The 17,483-nt window shown below is 61.5% G+C and carries 18 protein-coding genes; 14 read left to right on the top strand and 4 right to left on the bottom strand.

Going from position 1 to position 17,483, the window contains the following annotated elements; all coding sequences use genetic code 11:
- Positions 1-14 precede the first annotated feature (14 nt).
- The 6 genes from GV829_RS01865 to GV829_RS01840 are packed head-to-tail and all read left to right on the top strand — an operon-like array spanning position 15 to position 5,545.
- On the top strand, positions 15-833 hold the full coding sequence (locus GV829_RS01865; RefSeq protein WP_169943559.1) for an alpha/beta fold hydrolase: 819 nt from the start codon (positions 15-17) through the stop codon (positions 831-833).
- Positions 826-1,320, top strand: a complete 495-nt coding sequence (locus tag GV829_RS01860) for a flavin reductase family protein (RefSeq protein WP_169943558.1) — start codon at positions 826-828, stop codon at positions 1,318-1,320. Before GV829_RS01865 ends, GV829_RS01860 begins: the two co-directional genes overlap by 8 nt.
- Positions 1,317-2,111, top strand: coding sequence for a fumarylacetoacetate hydrolase family protein (locus GV829_RS01855; protein WP_169943557.1), 795 nt, complete (start codon positions 1,317-1,319; stop codon positions 2,109-2,111). The genes GV829_RS01860 and GV829_RS01855 overlap by 4 nt, the downstream gene beginning before the upstream one ends.
- A 10-nt stretch (positions 2,112-2,121) precedes the next feature.
- A complete protein-coding gene (locus GV829_RS01850) occupies positions 2,122-3,054 on the top strand; it encodes an acetaldehyde dehydrogenase (acetylating) (protein ID WP_169943556.1) in 933 nt (310 codons plus the stop codon).
- Complete coding sequence (gene dmpG, locus GV829_RS01845; protein ID WP_169943555.1) at positions 3,051-4,085, top strand: 4-hydroxy-2-oxovalerate aldolase; 1,035 nt, start codon at positions 3,051-3,053, stop codon at positions 4,083-4,085. The genes GV829_RS01850 and dmpG overlap by 4 nt, the downstream gene beginning before the upstream one ends.
- Entirely contained in the window at positions 4,085-5,545 is a 1,461-nt protein-coding gene (locus GV829_RS01840; protein ID WP_169943554.1) for an FAD-dependent oxidoreductase, read from the top strand. Before dmpG ends, GV829_RS01840 begins: the two co-directional genes overlap by 1 nt.
- A gap of 34 nt (positions 5,546-5,579) precedes the next feature.
- On the opposite strand, the gene GV829_RS01835 is transcribed toward GV829_RS01840, so the two are convergent.
- Together GV829_RS01835 and GV829_RS01830 are read right to left on the bottom strand one after the other, a co-directional pair.
- Entirely contained in the window at positions 5,580-6,341 is a 762-nt protein-coding gene (locus GV829_RS01835) for an SDR family NAD(P)-dependent oxidoreductase (RefSeq protein ID WP_169943553.1), read from the bottom strand.
- Positions 6,338-6,838, bottom strand: a complete 501-nt coding sequence (locus GV829_RS01830) for a nuclear transport factor 2 family protein (RefSeq protein ID WP_169943552.1) — start codon at positions 6,836-6,838, stop codon at positions 6,338-6,340. The genes GV829_RS01835 and GV829_RS01830 overlap by 4 nt, the downstream gene beginning before the upstream one ends.
- Positions 6,839-6,997: 159 nt before the next feature.
- On the opposite strand from GV829_RS01830, the gene GV829_RS01825 reads away from it, so the two are divergent.
- On the top strand, positions 6,998-7,654 hold the full coding sequence (locus GV829_RS01825; protein ID WP_169943551.1) for a nuclear transport factor 2 family protein: 657 nt from the start codon (positions 6,998-7,000) through the stop codon (positions 7,652-7,654).
- 44 nt (positions 7,655-7,698) lie between these two features.
- Positions 7,699-8,154 (top strand): VOC family protein, encoded by a 456-nt coding sequence (locus GV829_RS01820; RefSeq protein ID WP_169943550.1) that lies wholly within the window; start codon positions 7,699-7,701, stop codon positions 8,152-8,154.
- Between the two features lie 40 nt (positions 8,155-8,194).
- Here GV829_RS01820 and GV829_RS01815 read toward each other — a convergent pair whose 3' ends face one another.
- The gene (locus GV829_RS01815) at positions 8,195-9,886 is read right to left on the bottom strand and encodes an FAD-binding protein (protein WP_169943549.1); all 1,692 of its coding nucleotides are present in this window, start codon (positions 9,884-9,886) and stop codon (positions 8,195-8,197) included.
- Between the two features lie 24 nt (positions 9,887-9,910).
- Positions 9,911-10,684 (bottom strand): SDR family NAD(P)-dependent oxidoreductase, encoded by a 774-nt coding sequence (locus tag GV829_RS01810; protein ID WP_169943548.1) that lies wholly within the window; start codon positions 10,682-10,684, stop codon positions 9,911-9,913.
- Positions 10,685-10,832: 148 nt separating this feature from the next.
- Between GV829_RS01810 and GV829_RS01805 the strand changes: the two genes are divergently transcribed.
- The 6 genes from GV829_RS01805 (at position 10,833) to GV829_RS01780 (ending at position 17,447) form a co-directional block, all read left to right on the top strand.
- Positions 10,833-11,594: an SDR family NAD(P)-dependent oxidoreductase gene (locus tag GV829_RS01805; protein ID WP_169943547.1), complete on the top strand. Its 762-nt coding sequence runs from the start codon at positions 10,833-10,835 to the stop codon at positions 11,592-11,594.
- An 11-nt stretch (positions 11,595-11,605) separates the two neighbouring features.
- Complete coding sequence (locus GV829_RS01800; RefSeq protein ID WP_169943546.1) at positions 11,606-12,301, top strand: EthD domain-containing protein; 696 nt, start codon at positions 11,606-11,608, stop codon at positions 12,299-12,301.
- A gap of 131 nt (positions 12,302-12,432) precedes the next feature.
- The gene (locus GV829_RS01795; protein ID WP_169943545.1) at positions 12,433-13,305 is read left to right on the top strand and encodes an SDR family NAD(P)-dependent oxidoreductase; all 873 of its coding nucleotides are present in this window, start codon (positions 12,433-12,435) and stop codon (positions 13,303-13,305) included.
- A 1-nt stretch (position 13,306) separates the two neighbouring features.
- Positions 13,307-14,902, top strand: a complete 1,596-nt coding sequence (locus GV829_RS01790; RefSeq protein ID WP_169943544.1) for an AMP-binding protein — start codon at positions 13,307-13,309, stop codon at positions 14,900-14,902.
- Positions 14,899-16,578, top strand: coding sequence for a class I adenylate-forming enzyme family protein (locus GV829_RS01785; protein WP_169943543.1), 1,680 nt, complete (start codon positions 14,899-14,901; stop codon positions 16,576-16,578). The genes GV829_RS01790 and GV829_RS01785 overlap by 4 nt, the downstream gene beginning before the upstream one ends.
- 2 nt (positions 16,579-16,580) lie before the next feature.
- A complete protein-coding gene (locus GV829_RS01780) occupies positions 16,581-17,447 on the top strand; it encodes an amidohydrolase family protein (protein ID WP_169943542.1) in 867 nt (288 codons plus the stop codon).
- Positions 17,448-17,483: the final 36 nt, after the last annotated feature.

Genomic DNA, 17,483 nt, shown 5'->3' with positions numbered 1-17,483 from the left:
TAAGGGGAGGAGCGATGAGCGACGTGCAAGAGGCAACCCACGCGGTTTCAGGTGGATACAATATTCACATCAAATCGGCCGGAGAAGGACCGGCGGTGGTGTTTATCCACGGCAGTGGTCCTGGCGCATCTGGGGCGTCCAACTTTCGCGACAATTGGCCCGCTTTCGTTGATGCCGGCTATAGGGTCATTCTGCCTGATCTGATTGGCTATGGCGCCTCGTCCAAGCCTGAAGGCATCGACTATACTCTCCAGCTGTTCACCGACTCGCTCCATCAGGCGTTGGTCGCACATGGGGTCAGCGACGCTGTGCTGATCGGCAATTCGCTCGGCGGCGGCGTTGCGCTGCAAATGACGCTCGACCATCCCGGGTTCGCGCGCAAGCTGGTCCTGATGGCGCCGGGCTGCATCGAGGAACAGGCCGACTATTTCAAGATGCCGGGCATCACCAAGATGGTTTCCAACTTTGGCGGTCCCGACTTCAGCATTGAGGAGCAGAGACGGCTGATCGGCAATCTGGTCCACCCCGATTTTTCGCCGCGCATTGCCGACAAGCTGGTCGAGGAGCGCTTCGCTGTCGCAAGGACCCAGCCCAAGGATGTGCTTGTGCGCATGCGCACGCCCAATCTGGCACCGCGCCTGGGCGAGATTGACGTGCCGATCTTTGTGATGTGGGGCCTGAACGATGAATTCTGCCCCGAGAGCGGCGCCCGCCACTTCCTGGATCGCTGCGCGGATGCTCGCTGCATGACATTTACCCGGACAGGGCATTGGGTGCAGGTTGAGCGCGCTGCCGAATTTAACGCCCATGCTCTCGATTTTCTGCGTGACTGAAGGCTACCCCTTGGTGCCGGAGGATCTGCCGCTACGGTTTCGGGCGGCGATGCGGCGACTAGCAGCTTCGGTGGCCATCGTTGTGGCCAAGGGCGAAGAAGGTCCGGTTGGCATAGCAGCGACATCAGTGACATCGCTCACGGTTGATCCGCCAGCGGTCCTGCTATGCATCAACCGCTCGACCAATTTGCATCAACTACTGGTCCCGACGGCACCTTTGTCTGTGAACCTGTTGTCGCGCAGCCAGCAGTCGGTGTCGGCCGCCTTTGGCGGTGGTGTGCCGCAGGCCGAGCGATTCATCCATGGTGATTGGCGGTATGGAACCAACGGCCTGCCACTTCTAGTTGGTGCGCAGGCGAGCCTGTGCTGTGTGATTGACGCGATGCTGGCCTATGGCACGCATTCGATCGTTATCGCCCGTGTCTTGGAAGCTACAGTTTCGGATGAGGTCTCGCCGCTGATCTATCAGGACGGAGCCTATTTGTGAGTGGCCGGTTGATCAGGTCTCTGGCTGCTGAATTGCATGTCGCGTTGCGGGAACGGCGAACCTTGCCACCGTTAAGCGCCCGCTATCCCGAACTGACCATCGACCATGCCTATGCGATCTCGCTCGAGGCACTTTCAAGGCGCAAGGCTGAGGGTGAACGCGTGGTCGGCAAGAAGATTGGTGTCACCAGCAAGGCAGTACAGGACATGCTTGGCGTCCATCAGCCGGACTTTGGCTTCCTGACAGACCGAATGCATGTCGCGGGGCATGTCGACATTGATGCCCACAAGCTGATCCAGCCGCGGGCCGAAGCTGAAATTGCCTTTATCCTGCGTGAAAGCTTGACAGGGCCGGGCATAACCGGTGCCGACGTCATCGCTGCCACTGAAGCGATTGCCCCCTGTTTCGAGATTGTAGATTCGCGGATTGATGATTGGCAGATCGGCATAGTCGACACCGTTGCCGACAATGCTTCCTGCGGTGTCTTTGTTCTCGGTCCTGAGCGGATCGATCCGCGCACGGTCAGCCTGCCAGACCTGCATGTGCGGGTGACAAAGAATGGCGCGCCCTTGTCGGAAGGCTACGGAGCGGCGGTCCAGGGCGATCCAGCCCAGGCGGTTGCCTGGCTTGCGAACACATTGGGCGCCTATGGGGTTACGCTCGATGCAGGCGATATCATCCTGTCGGGTTCGCTGGTTCCGCTGGCCAATGCGGCAAAGGGCGATGTGTTCGCCTTGACGCTGAGCGCCGGCGCCGACCCCATTGGCGCGTGCACCGCAACGTTCGTTTAAGGGAAAATCCATGGCACGTGTAAAGGCCGCTATCATTGGATCGGGCAACATTGGCACCGATCTGATGATCAAGATGATCAAATATCCGCAGAATATGGAGCTTGTGGCTGTGGTCGGAATCGACCCTGATTCCGAAGGGCTGGCGATGGCCCGCTCGCACGGTATCGCTACGACGCATGAAGGGATTGAGGGGCTCAAGCGGCTGCCATGCTATCCCGAAATCGGCATCGCCTTTGATGCCACCAGCGCCTATGCTCACAAGCTGCACGACGAAGCCCTGCGGGCCGATGGCATACAGGTGGTTGACCTGACTCCGGCGGCGATCGGGCCGTTCACCGTGCCGCCAGTCAATATGGAGGCGCACCTCGATCAGCCCAATGTCAACATGGTGACATGCGGCGGTCAGGCGACCATTCCGATGGTCGCCGCCGTGGCGCGGGTGAGCGATAAGCTCCACTATGCAGAGATTGTGGCATCGGTTGCGTCGCGTTCGGCCGGACCCGGCACCCGGGCCAATATCGACGAATTCACGCGCACCACCGCACGTGCAATTGAGGTGGTCGGCGGGGCGACGCATGGCAAGGCGATCATCATTCTCAACCCAGCCGAACCGCCGATGATCATGCGCGACACGGTCTTCACACTTTCAGAAGGCGGCAGTGAAGAGGCAATTCGCCGTTCGGTTGAGGAAATGGTGGAACAGGTTCAGAAATATGTGCCCGGTTACCGCCTCAAGCAGGAAGTTCAGTTCGAACGCTATGGCGACAACAGCAAGCTGAAGATCCCGGGCATGGGCGAATTCACCGGTCTGAAATCGATGATCATGCTCGAGGTCGAAGGCGCGGGCGACTATCTGCCCAGCTACTCGGGCAATCTTGACATCATGACGGCGGCGGCCAAGGCCACAGGCGAGCTTTTGGCGGAGCGGAGGATGGCGCGATGAGCCGGTTCGACGTGGAAGCGGGTGACAAGCTCTATATCCAGGACGTGACTCTACGCGATGGCATGCATGCCGTGCGGCACATGTACGGCATCGAGCATGTGCGGGCCATTGCTGCCGCCATCGAAGCATCGGGTGTCGACGCCATTGAAGTCGCCCATGGCGATGGTTTGTCGGGAGCGAGCTTCAACTATGGCTTTGGGGCCCACACCGATTGGGAGTGGCTGGAAGCTGTAGCCGATGTGCTCGACAAATGCGTGCTGACCACCCTCATCCTGCCGGGTGTCGGCACGGTCGACGAACTGCGCCGCGCCTATGAGATTGGCGTGCGGTCGGTCCGGGTTGCGACCCACTGCACCGAAGCCGACGTCTCGAAACAGCATATCGGTATAGCACGGGATCTGGGCATGGATGTCTCAGGCTTCCTGATGATGAGCCATATGATCGAGCCCAAGGAATTGGCACAACAGGCGCTGCTGATGGAAAATTATGGCGCGCATTGCGTCTATGTCACTGACAGCGGTGGCGCGCTCGACATGGACGGGGTGCGGGCGCGGTTTGAAGCCTATGAACGTGTACTCAAACCGGAGACGCAACGCGGCATGCACGCTCACCACAATCTGTCGCTCGGCGTCGCCAATTCGATTGTCGCTGCGCAATGCGGGGCCGTGCGGATCGACGCCAGCCTTACTGGCATGGGTGCAGGAGCGGGCAACGCCCCGCTGGAAGTGTTTGTCGCTGCGGTCGATCGCAAGGGGTGGAACCATGGTTGCGATGTTAGCCTGTTGATGAACGCCGCCGAAGAACTGGTCCGGCCACTGCAGGACCGGCCGGTGCGGGTGGATCGCGAGACGCTGAGCCTCGGCTATGCGGGCGTGTACTCGAGTTTCCTGCGCCATGCCGAGAAGGCGAGTGAAACCTATGGCATCGACACGCGTGAGATTTTGCTCGAACTGGGCCGCCGCAAGATGGTGGGCGGACAGGAGGACATGATTGTCGATGTCGCGCTCGACATGCTCAAGGCCCGCGGCTGATGGCACAGATTTCGCTTCATCGCCCATTTCCAGCCGCAGAGGTGCCGCAGTGGGACTATGAAACCGACGTGGCGGTTATCGGATTTGGCGCCACCGGTGCTTGTGCAGCCATCGAGGCAGCAGGGCATGGCGCTCGGGTTATCATATTCGAGCGCAATTCCGGCAGTGGTGGCGCATCGGGGCTTTCTGGCGGTGAGATTTACATAGGCGGCAACGGTGGAACAGATGTACAGCGCGCAGCAGGTTTTGCAGACAGCACCGAAGACTTTACCGCTTATCTGAAGGCCGCTGGCGGTCCGTGCGTCGATGAGGCCAAGTGCGACCTTTACGGTCGCGAAGCGCTCAACCATTTTGCCTGGCTCAAGGCACGAGGTGTGCCCTATCGAGGCAATTATCTGCCGGGCAAGCATATTGAACCGACCGACGATTCCACGCTGATCTGGTCTGGCAGCGAGGCGGCGGCGCCATTTTGTGAGCTGGCCAAGCCGGCGCCGCGTGGTCATGTCATCCAGCATAAGGGCTGGGGCGGCGGGCGGCCATTGGTCGATGTGCTCGAGGCGAGCGCGCGGGCCAATGGGGTCGAGATCGTGACTGATGCGAGGGCTCTGGCGCTGATCGGGGATGGCGACCACATTGTTGGCGTGATTGTGCGGATCGATAATCAGCCGCGCTATGTCCGAACGGCAAAGGGCGTCGTGCTGGCGACGGGCGGCTTTGCTTTCAACGAGGCGATGCGACGCAAATATTGTCCTGAGACCTTCAAGCTCAACGACCCGATTGGCGACAAGGACGATGGTGCAGGGATTGAGATGGGTGTCGGCGCTGGCGGCGACGCTGTCCATATGGACCAGTTTTTCACCACCTGCCCGTGGACCATGCCGGAAAGCCACGCCTATGGCGTTTTTGTCAACACCAAGGGTCAGCGGTTCATCAATGAGGATTGCTATCATGGGCGGGTGAGCCGTTGCTCGGTCGATCAGCCAGACGGCAAGGTTTATCTGTTGCTCGACAATGCGCATTTCGTCCAGCCGATGGACTTTGCTCGGATGAGTATTGCCGCGACGGGTGACAGCTGGGAGGAAGTAGAGGGCGAGCTAGAGCTGCCAAACGGTACCCTGAGTGCCACCATGGAAGTGTATAATCGCCATGCCAGGGAGGGGCGCGATCCGCTGTTTGACAAGCGGCCACCGATCCTGACACCGCTCGACCAGGGGCCCTTTGTCGCGCTGGAGATGAACTTTTTCTCCAGTTATTTCAGCTTTTTCACCCTTGGTGGCCTGAGAACATCGACCGATGGCGAGGTGCTCGATCGGACCGGGGCGGCGATACCCGGCCTGTTCGCGGCCGGACGATGCACCAGCGGTCTGCCGGCTTGGGGCCATGGATATTCGTCAGGCCTGAGTCTCGCCGATTGCACCTTCTTCGGACGACAGGCGGGGCGCAAGGCGGCGGCCGGCTGAACCCGTCCCCGCGCCCGCACATAGGCACGGCATCCTAGCCCGCGAGTTGCCCGCCATCGACCGCGAGTATCGCGCCCGTCGTCTTGCGTGAGGCGTCAGAGGCCAGGAATGCCAGAGCCTCGGCAATGTCTTCAGGGTCGCAAATGCCGTCAGCGAGCTTGGGCACATTGCGCATTACGAGTTGCCAGTCGATGTCTCCCTGTGGCGGGGCGGCCCTGGTCATTGGCGTGGCGACCTGACCCGGCGCGACGCCGTTCACCCGCACGCCGCGTGCGGCATATTCGAGCGCGAGTGATTTGATCATGCCGACAACCGCATGTTTCGAGGCAGCATAGGCCACGGAATAAGGGATGCCCGATAAGCCGGCGGTGGAGGCGACGCAGACGATATTGCCCTTGCTGGCAACGAGATGCGGAAGGGCGGCCTGGCAGAGGACAAAGACGCTGGTCGTGTTGATCCGCAGCAGCCGTTCAAAATCCTCTACCGTGTAGCTTTCGGTTGGGCCCCATTTGAGCATGCCGGCGACGTTGCACAGAATATCGAGGCCATCGGCAGCAGCGGCCGCGACCAGCGCGCGTGACGAGTCATGATCTTCGGCATCATGATGCACTGCCCTGACCGGCCACGCGCCACGATCGCCGATCAGTGCAACGGTTTCGGCCAGTCCGTCGGCGTTAATGTCGCCGATGGTCAGCCGTGCGCCTTCTCTGGCAAAGAGCAGGGCGGTTGCCCGGCCAATGCCGGAAGCCGCGCCGGTTACCAGTACAGACTTTCCGGCAAAGCGTTGCTGGTTCATGCTAGTTCTCCGAATTGCGCAGGGGCATCGCCCATGGTGACGACGAGCGGGTGTCCGTTGCCATCGACACGATGGATCAGGCAGCTTTTGCGGGTCGAGCGTGTTTCCGCGATCAACCAGCCATCGCTGTGGCGGACATAGACATCCTGATACTCCACGCCGAACTGGGTAATGGTGCGGTCCGCGAGGGCGATGTTGTGGAACAGCAGCGACCATTGGCCGGTGGCGCGATCGGCACTTTCGAAGCTGATCACGCCATTGCCGCCATGATGGATGTCAAAAATGCCGGGCGCACAGCCGAACTGGCGATAAATGGCAATGAAGGCGTCCCGATCGCGAAATTCCGGAAAGCCTTCATAGGCGATGAGCGCATCGGGGATCATGGTTGCGGCAATGCCGTCGGGATCCTTGGCATCACAGGCACGCAGATAGCGCGCCTTGAGATCGCGGATTGCGCGGTCATCCTCGAGCCTTTGCAGCCGTTCCTCGATCGTCATCCGCCTCTCCCCCGCCGCTCGCGTATCTCGTATCACGCTGGCTGTACTATGCGTAATGAATATGCCGTTGAAGTTACGCATATGACGATTGTCATTCAATCGGAATATCCTTAGCGTAATCACGAAAAGTCGGATTTACGCGAAGACCGGAGTGACACGATGACCGATGCTGCCCTGTTGGCCCGAATAGACCGGCTGGAGTCGCTCGACCAGATCCGGCAGCTGCCTGCCAAATATGCCCTGTGCCTCGACATGCGCGACATGGACGCGATGGCCAATCTGTTCCCCGAAGACGTCAGGGTCGGCAAGGATGCATCGGGGCGGCTGGCGTTCCGCGCCTGGATGGACCGGACGCTGCGCTCGCCCTTTACCGGCACGTCGCATCATATCGGCGGGCATGTCATCGAATTTGACGATGCCGATCATGCGCATGGCGTCGTCTATTCCAAGAATGAGCATGAGACGCCGGTCGCGGGCGGGCAGGACGAGTGGGTCATCATGCAGATGATGTATGTCGATGATTATGTCCGCGCCGCCGGGCCGGATGGTCCGCGCTGGTATTTTGCCCGGCGCCTGCCGCTCTATTGGTATGCGACCGACCTCAACAAGCCCCCGGTCGGGGACAGGAAAATGCGCTGGCCGGGCACCGAGCCCGCAGAGGGCAATTTCCACAAGCTGTTCCCGAGCTATGCCGAATATTGGGCGCGCGAGGGCGACCATGGCGGGCCGGTGGCAGAGCCGGCACCGCTTGAGAAGTTCCTTGAAACCATGCGGCGCGGGGCGGCAGCCCCCAAGGTCAAGGTGCGGGCCGACTGAGGCGTGGCCTGCAACGGGGGGTCTGACCTGTAGGGGGGACAGAGATGGGATTGAGGGGCGTCAACCGCGTGATGATTGCGGTCCACGACATGGACAAGGCCAAGCAGCTTTACAGCGATATGCTTGGCGCGACATTCGTCGATGCCGATTGGACGGGTGCTCCCTTTGGGATCAACGTGTCCATCGCTTGGGATGCCGGGATTGAATTATGTGCGCCGATGCCGGGGCGTGAAAAGGACAGCGCGGTTTCGCCATTTCTTGCCCAGCGGGGCGAGGGCGTCATGAATGTTTTCTTCGGCGTGGATGACGCTGATGTTGCCCTTGCGCGCGCCTCATCGCTCGGCTTTGGGTGCGTCAATGCGCTCGACTATGCTCAGGAAGAGATTGACCAACACCTTGGTGGCCGCTTTTCCCGCTATCAGGAATTCACCCTCAATTCGAGCGAGCGCTGTGGCTTCGCCATGACCCTTGCCCGGATTGACGACAAGCCGGGCACCTGACCAGCCGGGTCATCAATCGGCCTGGCTGCCTTCCATACTGTCAGGCGTTCATGCCGGTCATGTCGCGCGCTGCGATATAGCCGAAGGTCAGGGCGGGGCCGATGGTGACGCCGGCACCCGGATAGCTTTCGCCCATCGATGAGGCGGCATTGTTGCCGATGGCGTAGAGGCCGGGGATCGGCTGGCCTTCGGTGTTCATCACGCGGGCACGGGCGTCGGTGAGCAGGCCGCCATTGGTGCCGATATCGCCGGGATAGATGGGCATGGCGTAAAAGGGTCCCTTGTCGATCGGCCCGAGCGACGGGTTGGGGGTCACCGAAGGATCGCCATACATTTTGTCATAGGCCGCTTCGCCCCGGTGGAAATCGGGGTCTTCGCCCTTCACCGCAAAGCTGTTGAAGCGGGCGATGGTTGCCTCAAGCGCGGCCGGATCGACGCCCATGGACTGTGCCAGCCCGGCAATAGTGTCGCCGCGCTTGAGGATCGATTTGACCATGCCGTCCTGCGCCCAGTCAGGCACCAGCGGATAGAGCGGGCCGACCGGATATTTGTGGCGATAGCGATGGTCAAAGACGAACCAGCTCGGGGCGGCATCGCCATGGTCGGCGTGCCGGCGGGCCATTTGCTGGCCGACAATGTGGTAGGACGCAGCCTCGTTGAGGTAACGCTTGCCGTCGCCGGCGACCATGATGCAGCCGGGCAGGGCGCGCTCGATGGTGCACAGGCGGCCACCGGGCTCGCCGGGCACATAGAAAACGGGTGCTGCCCAGGTGGATTGCAGGTTGAGCGTGGCCGCACCAATGCCTTCGCCGATGCGGATGCTGTCGCCCGTGTTGCCCTCGATCCCGCCCGACAGCTGGGCACGCGGGTAGAGCGGGGCGTTGGTTTCGCGCATCGCCTGATTCTTGTCAAAGCCACCGGCGGCAAGGACGACGCCCTTGCGCGCCCGGATCGCCATGCGGGTGCCGCGCTGGTTGACGATGGCGCCGGTGACCTTGCCGTCTTCGGTGACCAATTCTTCGAGGGCGGTTTCGAGCCAGAGCGGCACGCCACGCTGATTGAGCGCAAGGCGCAGGCCGCCGACGAGGGCGTTGCCAAGTGTCAGGCGGCGGTCCTTGCGCGAGGTGAAACGGAACGGCCAGTCGAACCAGTATCGGGCGAGGCTCTTGGCAAGATGCAGCCACCAGCGCTTGGGCCGGAACAGCATGATGTAGGTTTCGTCAAAGTGCCAGTTGAGATAGCCGAACAGGCTGGCGGCCGGGGAGGCGAAACGCAGCGTGCGGACATCATCCCCCAGCGCCTTGCCGTCAATCGGCAGCGGCATGTGGGTGCGGTACCCCTGCGGCGAACCGCCGGGTTCCTCGGCATGATAATCGGGATAGGGAAAGGCCTGATAGTCGAGGCTGGTATGGTCGCCCATCCAGCGCAGCATCGGCGCAGCATTGTCAACAAAGGCGCGGATATTGGCATCGGGCACATTGTCGGCGGAGAGTTTGCGGACATAGCGGAAGGCGTCGTCGAGATTGTCGTCAAAGCCAGCTGCGGCGGCCTGATCACTCTTCGGGATCCAGATGCCGCCGCCCGAGGTGGCGGAGGTGCCGCCCCATTTCGCAGTCTTTTCGACAATCAGCGTGTCGGCTCCGCCATGCGTGGCCACAAGTGCGGCAAGCAGGCCGCCCGCGCCCGATCCGACGACCAGCGTATCGACTTCGCGATCCCAATGCTGTGCCATGTCCGCTGTTCCTTTGCCGGTCGCTTAGCTGGGGAGATAGAGTTGTGCAGCCTTGCCGCCATCGACGGGCAGGGCAACGCCGGTGATGTAGCTGGCGGCATCCGAGAGCAGGAAGATTATCGCCTCGGCCAGTTCCTCGGGGCGGCCACCACGCTGCATCGGGATGGCCTGGGAGGTTTTGGCGGCAGTCTCAGGGGCCTTGGTTGCCCAATCCTCGGTCGCGGCGGTCATCACCTGTCCGGGAACGATGGCGTTGACGCGGACATTAGCGGGGCCCGCCTCCATGGCGGCGCAGGCGGTGAAGTGGGTGAGAGCGGCCTTGGAAGCCGAATAGCTCGCCATATAGGGCGCGGCCCGGATGCCGGTGGTCGAGGAGATGTTTACGATGCTGCCGCGACCGGCCTTCATCATGATCTTCATCGCGGTGCGCGTGCCGATGAATACGGCATCGGCGTTCACGGCGAAATCCTTGCGCCAATGATCAAGCGACAGCTTGGTGAGCGGGGCATAGTGGACCGACATGGCATTGTTGACCAACATGTCGAGCCGGCCATGTTCAGCGGCGACGCGCTCGATGAGAGCCGTGAAGGCATCGAAATCGGTCACATCGAGTTGAACCGCTTCAAGGCTGGTGCCAACGGCTTCGGCTTGGGCATGCGCCTTTTCGAGCAGTTCGGCGCGACGGCCGCAGATGACCACATGGGCGCCGCGTTGGGCCAGCAGGATGGCGGTGGCGAGACCGATGCCGTCGCTGCCGCCGGTGACAATTGCGACCTGACCGCTGAAATCCTGTGCCATTCTCTCTCCCGACTCCCGTTTGCGGCTGCTGGATGCTGTTCTGATACCCGTGAGTCAAAACGCAATTGACGTGTAGCCCTGCTATCTGTCAACTTCCTGCGTAAATCAATTGCCAAAAAATTACGAATCTAGAGGATGCATTGCTCACATGGCCAATCTTTCAGGAAAAGTCGCGCTTGTCACCGGCGCAGGACAAGGGGTGGGCCAGGGCATCGCACTGGCGCTTGCCGCCGCCGGCGCGAAAGTGGCGGTCAGTGGCCGCACATTGGCGAAGCTCGAATCGACCTGTGCGTTGATCAGTGAAAGAGGCGGAGAGGCGTTGCCGGTTGAAGGCAATGTGCGCGATGCTGGCAGCCTGGCAGCGATGGTCGCGGCGACACAGGATCGCTTTGGCGGCATCGACATCCTCGTCAACAATGCGCAGGAGGTGCCACAGGGCAAGCTGATGGACATCAGTGATGAAGCCTTTGTCGGCGGGTTTGAATCGGGGCCGTTGGCGACCTTTCGGCTGATGAAGCTGGTGCAGCCGCTCATGGTTGCGCGCGGCGGCGGGACGATCATCAACCTTGCCTCTTCGGTGGGGGTGCGGTGGGACATGACCGGCTATGGCACCTATGCTGCGGTGAAGCAGGGCATCCGTTCGCTGACCCGCGCGGCAGCGGCAGAGTGGGGTCGCGACGGAATCCGCGTGCTGAGCGTCGCACCGCATGCGGAATCCCCAGGACTGAAATGGTGGGTGTCGAAAAATCCGGAGGAGGCGGAAGCTTTCTTCCGAACCATTCCGCTGGGCCGGATCGGCCGGCTGGAGGAGGACATTGGCCGGGCGGTGGCGGCGCTGTGCAGTGACGACATGGCCTATCTCACCGGCGCAACCATCCCGCTCGACGGCGGGCAGGCCAATTTCGACTGAACGGCGCGAGCATGGAAAAACTGATCGCGATCATGACCGCTGATCCGGCTGTCGATCAGGCTGCATGGCAGGCCGGGTTGCGTCAGCGTCTCGCGCCAGCGTTGCTGGACGCGGGCGCGGCGAGGGTGCGGATCAATCTGCCAGACGCGGCGGTGGCGGCGGGCGCGGGGCTGCGGCAATCGCCCGATGGCAGCTATCCCGACGCGATCGTCCAGATGTGGGGAGCGGGAGACGGCTCAGGTTTCGGCGCGCTGTTCGACCATCATGCGGCGCGCTGGCATGGCTGGCAGGTGGAGGAGCAGGTGCCACTGCCCAACACAGCCTGTCCACCGCAGCCAGGCGAGCGTACCGCCGGCTGGGCGCAGATCGCCCTGCTGGTGCGGCCGACCGGCCAGTCCGAGGCGGATTGGCTGGAGGCCTGGCAAGGACGGCACACGGCGGTGGCGATCGAGACGCAGTCGACCTTTGAATATGTGCAGAACCGGGTGGTGGCGCCGTTGCGCGACGATGCCCCTGACTGTGCAGCCATCGTCGAGGAATGCTTCCCCGAGGCAGCGTTGACCGACCCGCTGACCTTCTTTGACGCGGCTGGCGATGTGGCGAAATTCAAGGCGAACCTTGCCCGGATGATGGCAAGCTGCGAGCATTTCATCACGCCGGGCACAATCACGGTCATGCCGACCAGCCAATATGAGTTTGTCAGGTGATAAGGCTTCGCGAATGAAAAGCGATTTTGCTGATTGGCCTTCACATGCGTAACATAATGTGATTTGAAATCCGCAAAACATGCCTTATGACGTCCGATAACCAAAGCACGCGACGAATCGTGGGGGAGAGTATGGCTGACAGGAAGATCGCGCTGGTGACTGGCGCCAGCCGGGGCGCGGGGCGTGGTATTGCCCGCGGCTTTGGCGAGCTGGGCTATACCGTTTACGTTACCGGGCGCACCGTCCAGCCTGGATCAGCCAAGGGATGGGACGGTTCGGTCCTCCCTGGCACGGTGGCGGAAACGGCTCAGGAAGTCACCGAGCGTGGTGGCAAAGGCATCCCGGTGATGTGCGACCATGCCGACGATGCGCAGGTCGCGGCGCTGTTTGAGCGGATCATGGCCGAACAGGGCCGGCTCGATGTCTGTTTCAACAATGCGACCTATATCCATTCGCAACTGATCGAGAAAAAGCCCTTTTGGGAGAAGGAGCTCGATGCCGCGAAGATCCTCGATGTCGGGTTGCGCTCGGCCTATGTCGCGAGCTGGCACGCGGCGCGGATCATGGTGCCGCAGGGCAGCGGTGTAATTGCCTTTGGCTCATCTTTCGGCGGCTCATGTTACATGCACGGCCCTGCCTATGGTGCGCAAAAGGCGGGCATCGACAAATTTGCCCATGACATGGAGCATGATCTGCGGGGGACGGGCGTCATCGCCGTATCGATCTGGATGGGTCCGCTGATCACCGAACGTTCGCTGATCGCCAAGGAAACCAACCCCGAGCAATATGAAGGCTTCATCGAGACAGCGGAGAATCCGGAATTCACCGCGCATGTCGTTGATGCGGTCGACAAGGCGGTCAATCGCGATGAACTGTCGGGCCAGACGCTGATCGCAGCCGAGATTGCCAAGGAGCTCGGCATCTCTGACAGGGGCAATGACCGGCCCTCCTATCGCGACATGCTCGGCAGTCCGCGTCCGAAGAACCCGGCGGCGGTTTATTGAGATGGTGAAGCAGTTCCATCTGGCCGACCTGTTCGAGGCTGTTGCGGCGACGGTGCCGGATCGTGTGGCGCTGATCTCTGACTCGCTCAGTCTGACCTATGCCGAACTGAATGACCGTGCCAACCGGCTGGCCGCCGGGCTGGCGGCGCATGGTTTGGTTCGGGGCGATACGGTCGGGCTGTATCTGATGAACCGGGCCGAACATGTCGAAGCCTTCATCGCGATAGTGAAGCTCGGCGCAGTCCCGTTCAACATCAACTACCGTTACCGTCCGGATGAACTGCGCTATCTGTTCGATAATGCGCAGTCAGCAGCGGTGATCCATGGCGCCGAATATGGGGACATCGTCCGTGAACTGCGGCCTGAACTGCCGGGGCTCAAGCTGGCGGTGGCGGTCGAAGACGGGTCAGGCGTGTCGACCGAAGGGTCTGTCACCTATGCCGAACTTCTGTCCTTTGCACCGAGCGGGCCGTGGCCGCGCGGGGAAGATGACATCATCCTGACCTATACCGGCGGCACGACAGGCATGCCCAAGGGCGTGATGTGGCCGCACAAGGCCTTTGTCTTCGCCTGTGCCGGCGGTGGCGGCTATTTCAATCCTGTGGGCCCCCTGGTTGAGCCGGCCGACATCCATGACCGGGCCAGCAAGGGATATCCGCTGAAGCTGTTCCCTGTCGCTCCGCTGATGCACGCGGCGGCGCTGTGGTCCGTGTGGTCGGGAATGCTCAACGGGCTGACCATTGTTGTTGATGAAGGTCGCAGCTTTGACCCGGTGGCACTGTGGGACAAGATCGAGCGGCTCGGCGTCAATATTGTCCAGATCGTGGGTGACGCCATGGCCATCCCGCTGCGCGATGCCCTGCTGGCCAATCCGGAGCGCTGGTCACTGGCGCACATGTTCAATTTCGGCTCGGGCGGCGCGGTGTTCTCACAACATGTGAAGGATGACCTGCGACGCTTTCTGCCGGACAGTTGCGGGATCACCGATGGGATGGGGTCTTCGGAAACCGGCGTGTCAGGGCAGGCTGATGGCGCGCCGGGCGACGGCATGATGCGCCTGCCGGCTAATGAGAACCAGCAGGTGGTAATCGAGGACCGGTTGGCCAAGCCTGGCGAGACTGGCTTCATCGCCCGGTCGGGCCACACACCGGTCGGCTATTTCAACGATCCGGTGAAGTCGGCAGAGGTGTTCCGTACCATTGATGCCCGGCTTTGGTCCGTCAGCGGCGATGCCGGACGGCTGGACGATGATGGCATGATCACGGTGTTCGGGCGCGGATCGACCTGCATCAACAGCGGTGGCGAGAAGATATTTCCTGAGGAAGTGGAGGAAGCACTGCGTGCACACCCAGCCATTCAGGATGCCGTTGTTGCGGGGCAGCCTGATCCCCGTTGGGGTGAGCGGGTGGTGGGGGTGGTGTCACTACGGTCTGGCGCTGACAGGCCCGACTATGAAGATGTGCGTGCGTTCCTCTCCGAACGTTTGGCCGGGTACAAGCTGCCCAAGGCTCTGGTGTGGGTGGACGACGTGAAACGATCGGCGGCAGGCAAGCAGGATTACCGGTGGGCCAAATCGGTTGTGGCTGAAGCCGCATGAACGAGATTGACCCTGTCTTCGCTGCCCTGACAGGCCCCGGAGCACCGTTCGAAATCGGGGAGCGGGATGGTCTGCGCCAGTTCCTCTCCGCGCCGCCTGACATCAACATGATGATCGAAAGCGCGCGGCGCCACGGTGACAAGATTTTCATCGTCGAGGACAATGACGACGGCTCTCAGCGGCGCCTGACCTTTGCACAGGTCTTTGCCTGGCGCGATCAACTGGTGCCGATGCTGGGCATTGCCAAGGGCGACCGGGTCGCGATTTGCATGCGCAATCGCGCCGAATGGATTGTGGCTTTTCTGGCAGTGATCAAGGCTGGTGGGGTAGCTGCCTTGTTCAACAGCCGGGGCGCGCCGAGCGAACTGGTCGGCATGATCGAGGAAGTGACGCCGGCGCTGGTGCTGGCGGACAGCCAGCGGGCCGCGTTGCTGCGCGAAGGTGGCTATACCGGGCGAATGCTCGACCTGACCCATCCGTTCGACGAGGCGGACATCGCCCGACGGACGGAAGGCGCCGCTGGCACCAGTCTCTCGCTGGCGGGTCCCAACGATCCGTGCACGATCCTTTTCACGTCAGGCACTACCGGTCGGGTCAAGGGGGCGGTGTTATCCCATCGCAACCTGATCACCGGGCTGATGGCGGTGCAGTTGTCCGGCATGCAGGTGCTGCACAATGTTGCCCGGCAGATGAATCTGTCGGTCGAGACATTGTTGCAGAACAGCCCGCAGCAGGCGGTGTTGCTGGTCTATCCCTTGTTCCATATTTCTGGACTGGGATCGGCTTTCCTGTCCCCCTTGCTCGCAGGGTCCAAGGTTGTGATCATGCGCCGATGGGATGCCGACGCCGCCCTGCGCCTGATTGAGGCAGAACGAGTCACGATGTTTTCGGGCGTGCCGACAATGCTTTGGGACGTGCTGAACAAGGCAAGGCTGGCTGATGCCGATCTGAGCTCGCTGCGAAACATCGGCAGCGGCGGACAGGCACTGCCGGTGCAACTGCTTGACGCGATCAGGGCGGCATGTCCCCACGCCATGTTCGGCACCGGTTATGGCATGACTGAATGTTCCGGGTCGATCGCCCAAGCGGTGGGTGAGGAATTCGTGCGCAAGCCCGAATCCGCCGGGCGATTGCTGCCGATGGTTGATGTCCGCATCGAAGGGCCGGACGGATCGGCGCTGCCGGTGGGTGAAGCTGGCGAAATTGTCGTGCGGGGTGCGCAAGTGATGGGCGGTTACTGGAACCGGCCCGAGGATACCGCCGCCTGCCTGTCTGGCGAGGGTTGGTTGCGCACCGGCGACATCGGGCGGATCGACGAAGAAGGCTATGTCTTCATTGTCGATCGCAAGAAGGACATGGTCATTTCCGGCGGCGAGAATATTTATTGCGCTGAAGTGGAGCGGGTGCTGGCCCAGATGCCGGGCGTAGCCGAATGCGTTGCCTTTGGCGTGCCTGACGAGCGGTTGGGTGAGCTGCTCGTTGCGGTGGTGCGGTGCGGTGATGGCGCAGACATCACCGAGGCCGCGGCCATGGACTGGGTGGCCGAGCGGCTGGCCCGTTACAAGGCGCCGGGCAAGATCGGCTTTGTCAGCGAACCCATGCCGCGCAATCATCTCGACAAATTGAACAAGGTGGCCATGCGTGCGCGCTGGGTCGATATTTACGGAGACGCGTGACCATGGGCATGCCCAAAGACATTGGCATCATCGACTGCATGCTCGGCATTCCTGAGGCGGAAGACCGTTCGGACTGGTTCACTGCCTTTCGTCCGCTGATCAAGGATGAGCAGACTCTCCAGCAATTTTCGATGCCGGCTCAGTATATGTTCAAGGACGTGCCGCAGACAGGCCATGCAGACGACTATGTGCAATGGACCGTCGAGCAGATGGACAAGCATGGCATCGCCAAGGCGCTGATCGGCTGGAACGAGAACGATACGTCGCGACGGGCGAAGGCGATGTATCCGGACCGCTTTGCCTTTGAACTGCCATGCGATCCCAACAAGGGCATGGAAGAGGTGCGCCGGATCAAGCGTATCCATGCCGAAGTCGGTCTGTCGGCGATCAGTGTTTTTCCCGCCGGCACGCTGCCGCAGGTGGCAATCAACCACAAATATATGTTCCCGCTCTATGCCTGTGCGGTCGAACTGGACATTCCGATCCTGCTCAACGTCGGCATTCCCGGCCCGCGCATTCCGATGGAAACGCAGAAGGTCGAACATCTTGATGAGGTATGCTGGTTCTTCCCCGATCTGAAGATCGTCATGCGGCACGGTGCCGAGCCGTGGGAGGCGCTGGCGGTCAAGCTGATGCTGAAGTGGCCAAACCTCTATTATTCGACAAGCGCCTTTGCGCCCAAGCATTACCCCAAGGCCATCATCGACTATGCAAACACCCGGGGCGCCGAAAAGATCATCTATGCCGGCTATTTCCCCATGGGCCTCAGCCTCGAGCGGATAATGTCCGACATGGAGAATGTACCGCTGAAGGACGAGGTTTGGCCGAAGTTCCTGCGCGACAATGCGGCGCGCGTCTTCAAGCTCTGACCATCGTTAAGACACTTAGCCGGATCTGCCGGGGAG

This window comes from Sphingomonas lacunae (genome assembly GCF_012979535.1).
In the GTDB taxonomy this organism is placed as follows: domain Bacteria; phylum Pseudomonadota; class Alphaproteobacteria; order Sphingomonadales; family Sphingomonadaceae; genus Sphingopyxis; species Sphingopyxis lacunae.
This window is presented reverse-complemented; position numbering and strand designations above follow the sequence as displayed.

Bases quoted from the DNA above. Each gene is read 5' to 3' on its own strand.
- GV829_RS01815 (WP_169943549.1), bottom strand. From the start codon at position 9,886: ATGGCACAGCATTGGGATCGCGAAGTCGATACGCTGGTCGTCGGATCG.
- GV829_RS01865 (WP_169943559.1), top strand. From the start codon at position 15: ATGAGCGACGTGCAAGAGGCAACCCACGCGGTTTCAGGTGGATACAAT.
- GV829_RS01805 (WP_169943547.1), top strand. From the start codon at position 10,833: ATGGCCAATCTTTCAGGAAAAGTCGCGCTTGTCACCGGCGCAGGACAA.
- dmpG (WP_169943555.1), top strand. From the start codon at position 3,051: ATGAGCCGGTTCGACGTGGAAGCGGGTGACAAGCTCTATATCCAGGAC.
- GV829_RS01785 (WP_169943543.1), top strand. From the start codon at position 14,899: ATGAACGAGATTGACCCTGTCTTCGCTGCCCTGACAGGCCCCGGAGCA.
- GV829_RS01850 (WP_169943556.1), top strand. From the start codon at position 2,122: ATGGCACGTGTAAAGGCCGCTATCATTGGATCGGGCAACATTGGCACC.
- GV829_RS01790 (WP_169943544.1), top strand. From the start codon at position 13,307: ATGGTGAAGCAGTTCCATCTGGCCGACCTGTTCGAGGCTGTTGCGGCG.
- GV829_RS01830 (WP_169943552.1), bottom strand. From the start codon at position 6,838: ATGACGATCGAGGAACGGCTGCAAAGGCTCGAGGATGACCGCGCAATC.
- GV829_RS01800 (WP_169943546.1), top strand. From the start codon at position 11,606: ATGGAAAAACTGATCGCGATCATGACCGCTGATCCGGCTGTCGATCAG.
- GV829_RS01840 (WP_169943554.1), top strand. From the start codon at position 4,085: ATGGCACAGATTTCGCTTCATCGCCCATTTCCAGCCGCAGAGGTGCCG.
- GV829_RS01820 (WP_169943550.1), top strand. From the start codon at position 7,699: ATGGGATTGAGGGGCGTCAACCGCGTGATGATTGCGGTCCACGACATG.
- GV829_RS01810 (WP_169943548.1), bottom strand. From the start codon at position 10,684: ATGGCACAGGATTTCAGCGGTCAGGTCGCAATTGTCACCGGCGGCAGC.
- GV829_RS01835 (WP_169943553.1), bottom strand. From the start codon at position 6,341: ATGAACCAGCAACGCTTTGCCGGAAAGTCTGTACTGGTAACCGGCGCG.
- GV829_RS01795 (WP_169943545.1), top strand. From the start codon at position 12,433: ATGGCTGACAGGAAGATCGCGCTGGTGACTGGCGCCAGCCGGGGCGCG.
- GV829_RS01780 (WP_169943542.1), top strand. From the start codon at position 16,581: ATGGGCATGCCCAAAGACATTGGCATCATCGACTGCATGCTCGGCATT.
- GV829_RS01825 (WP_169943551.1), top strand. From the start codon at position 6,998: ATGACCGATGCTGCCCTGTTGGCCCGAATAGACCGGCTGGAGTCGCTC.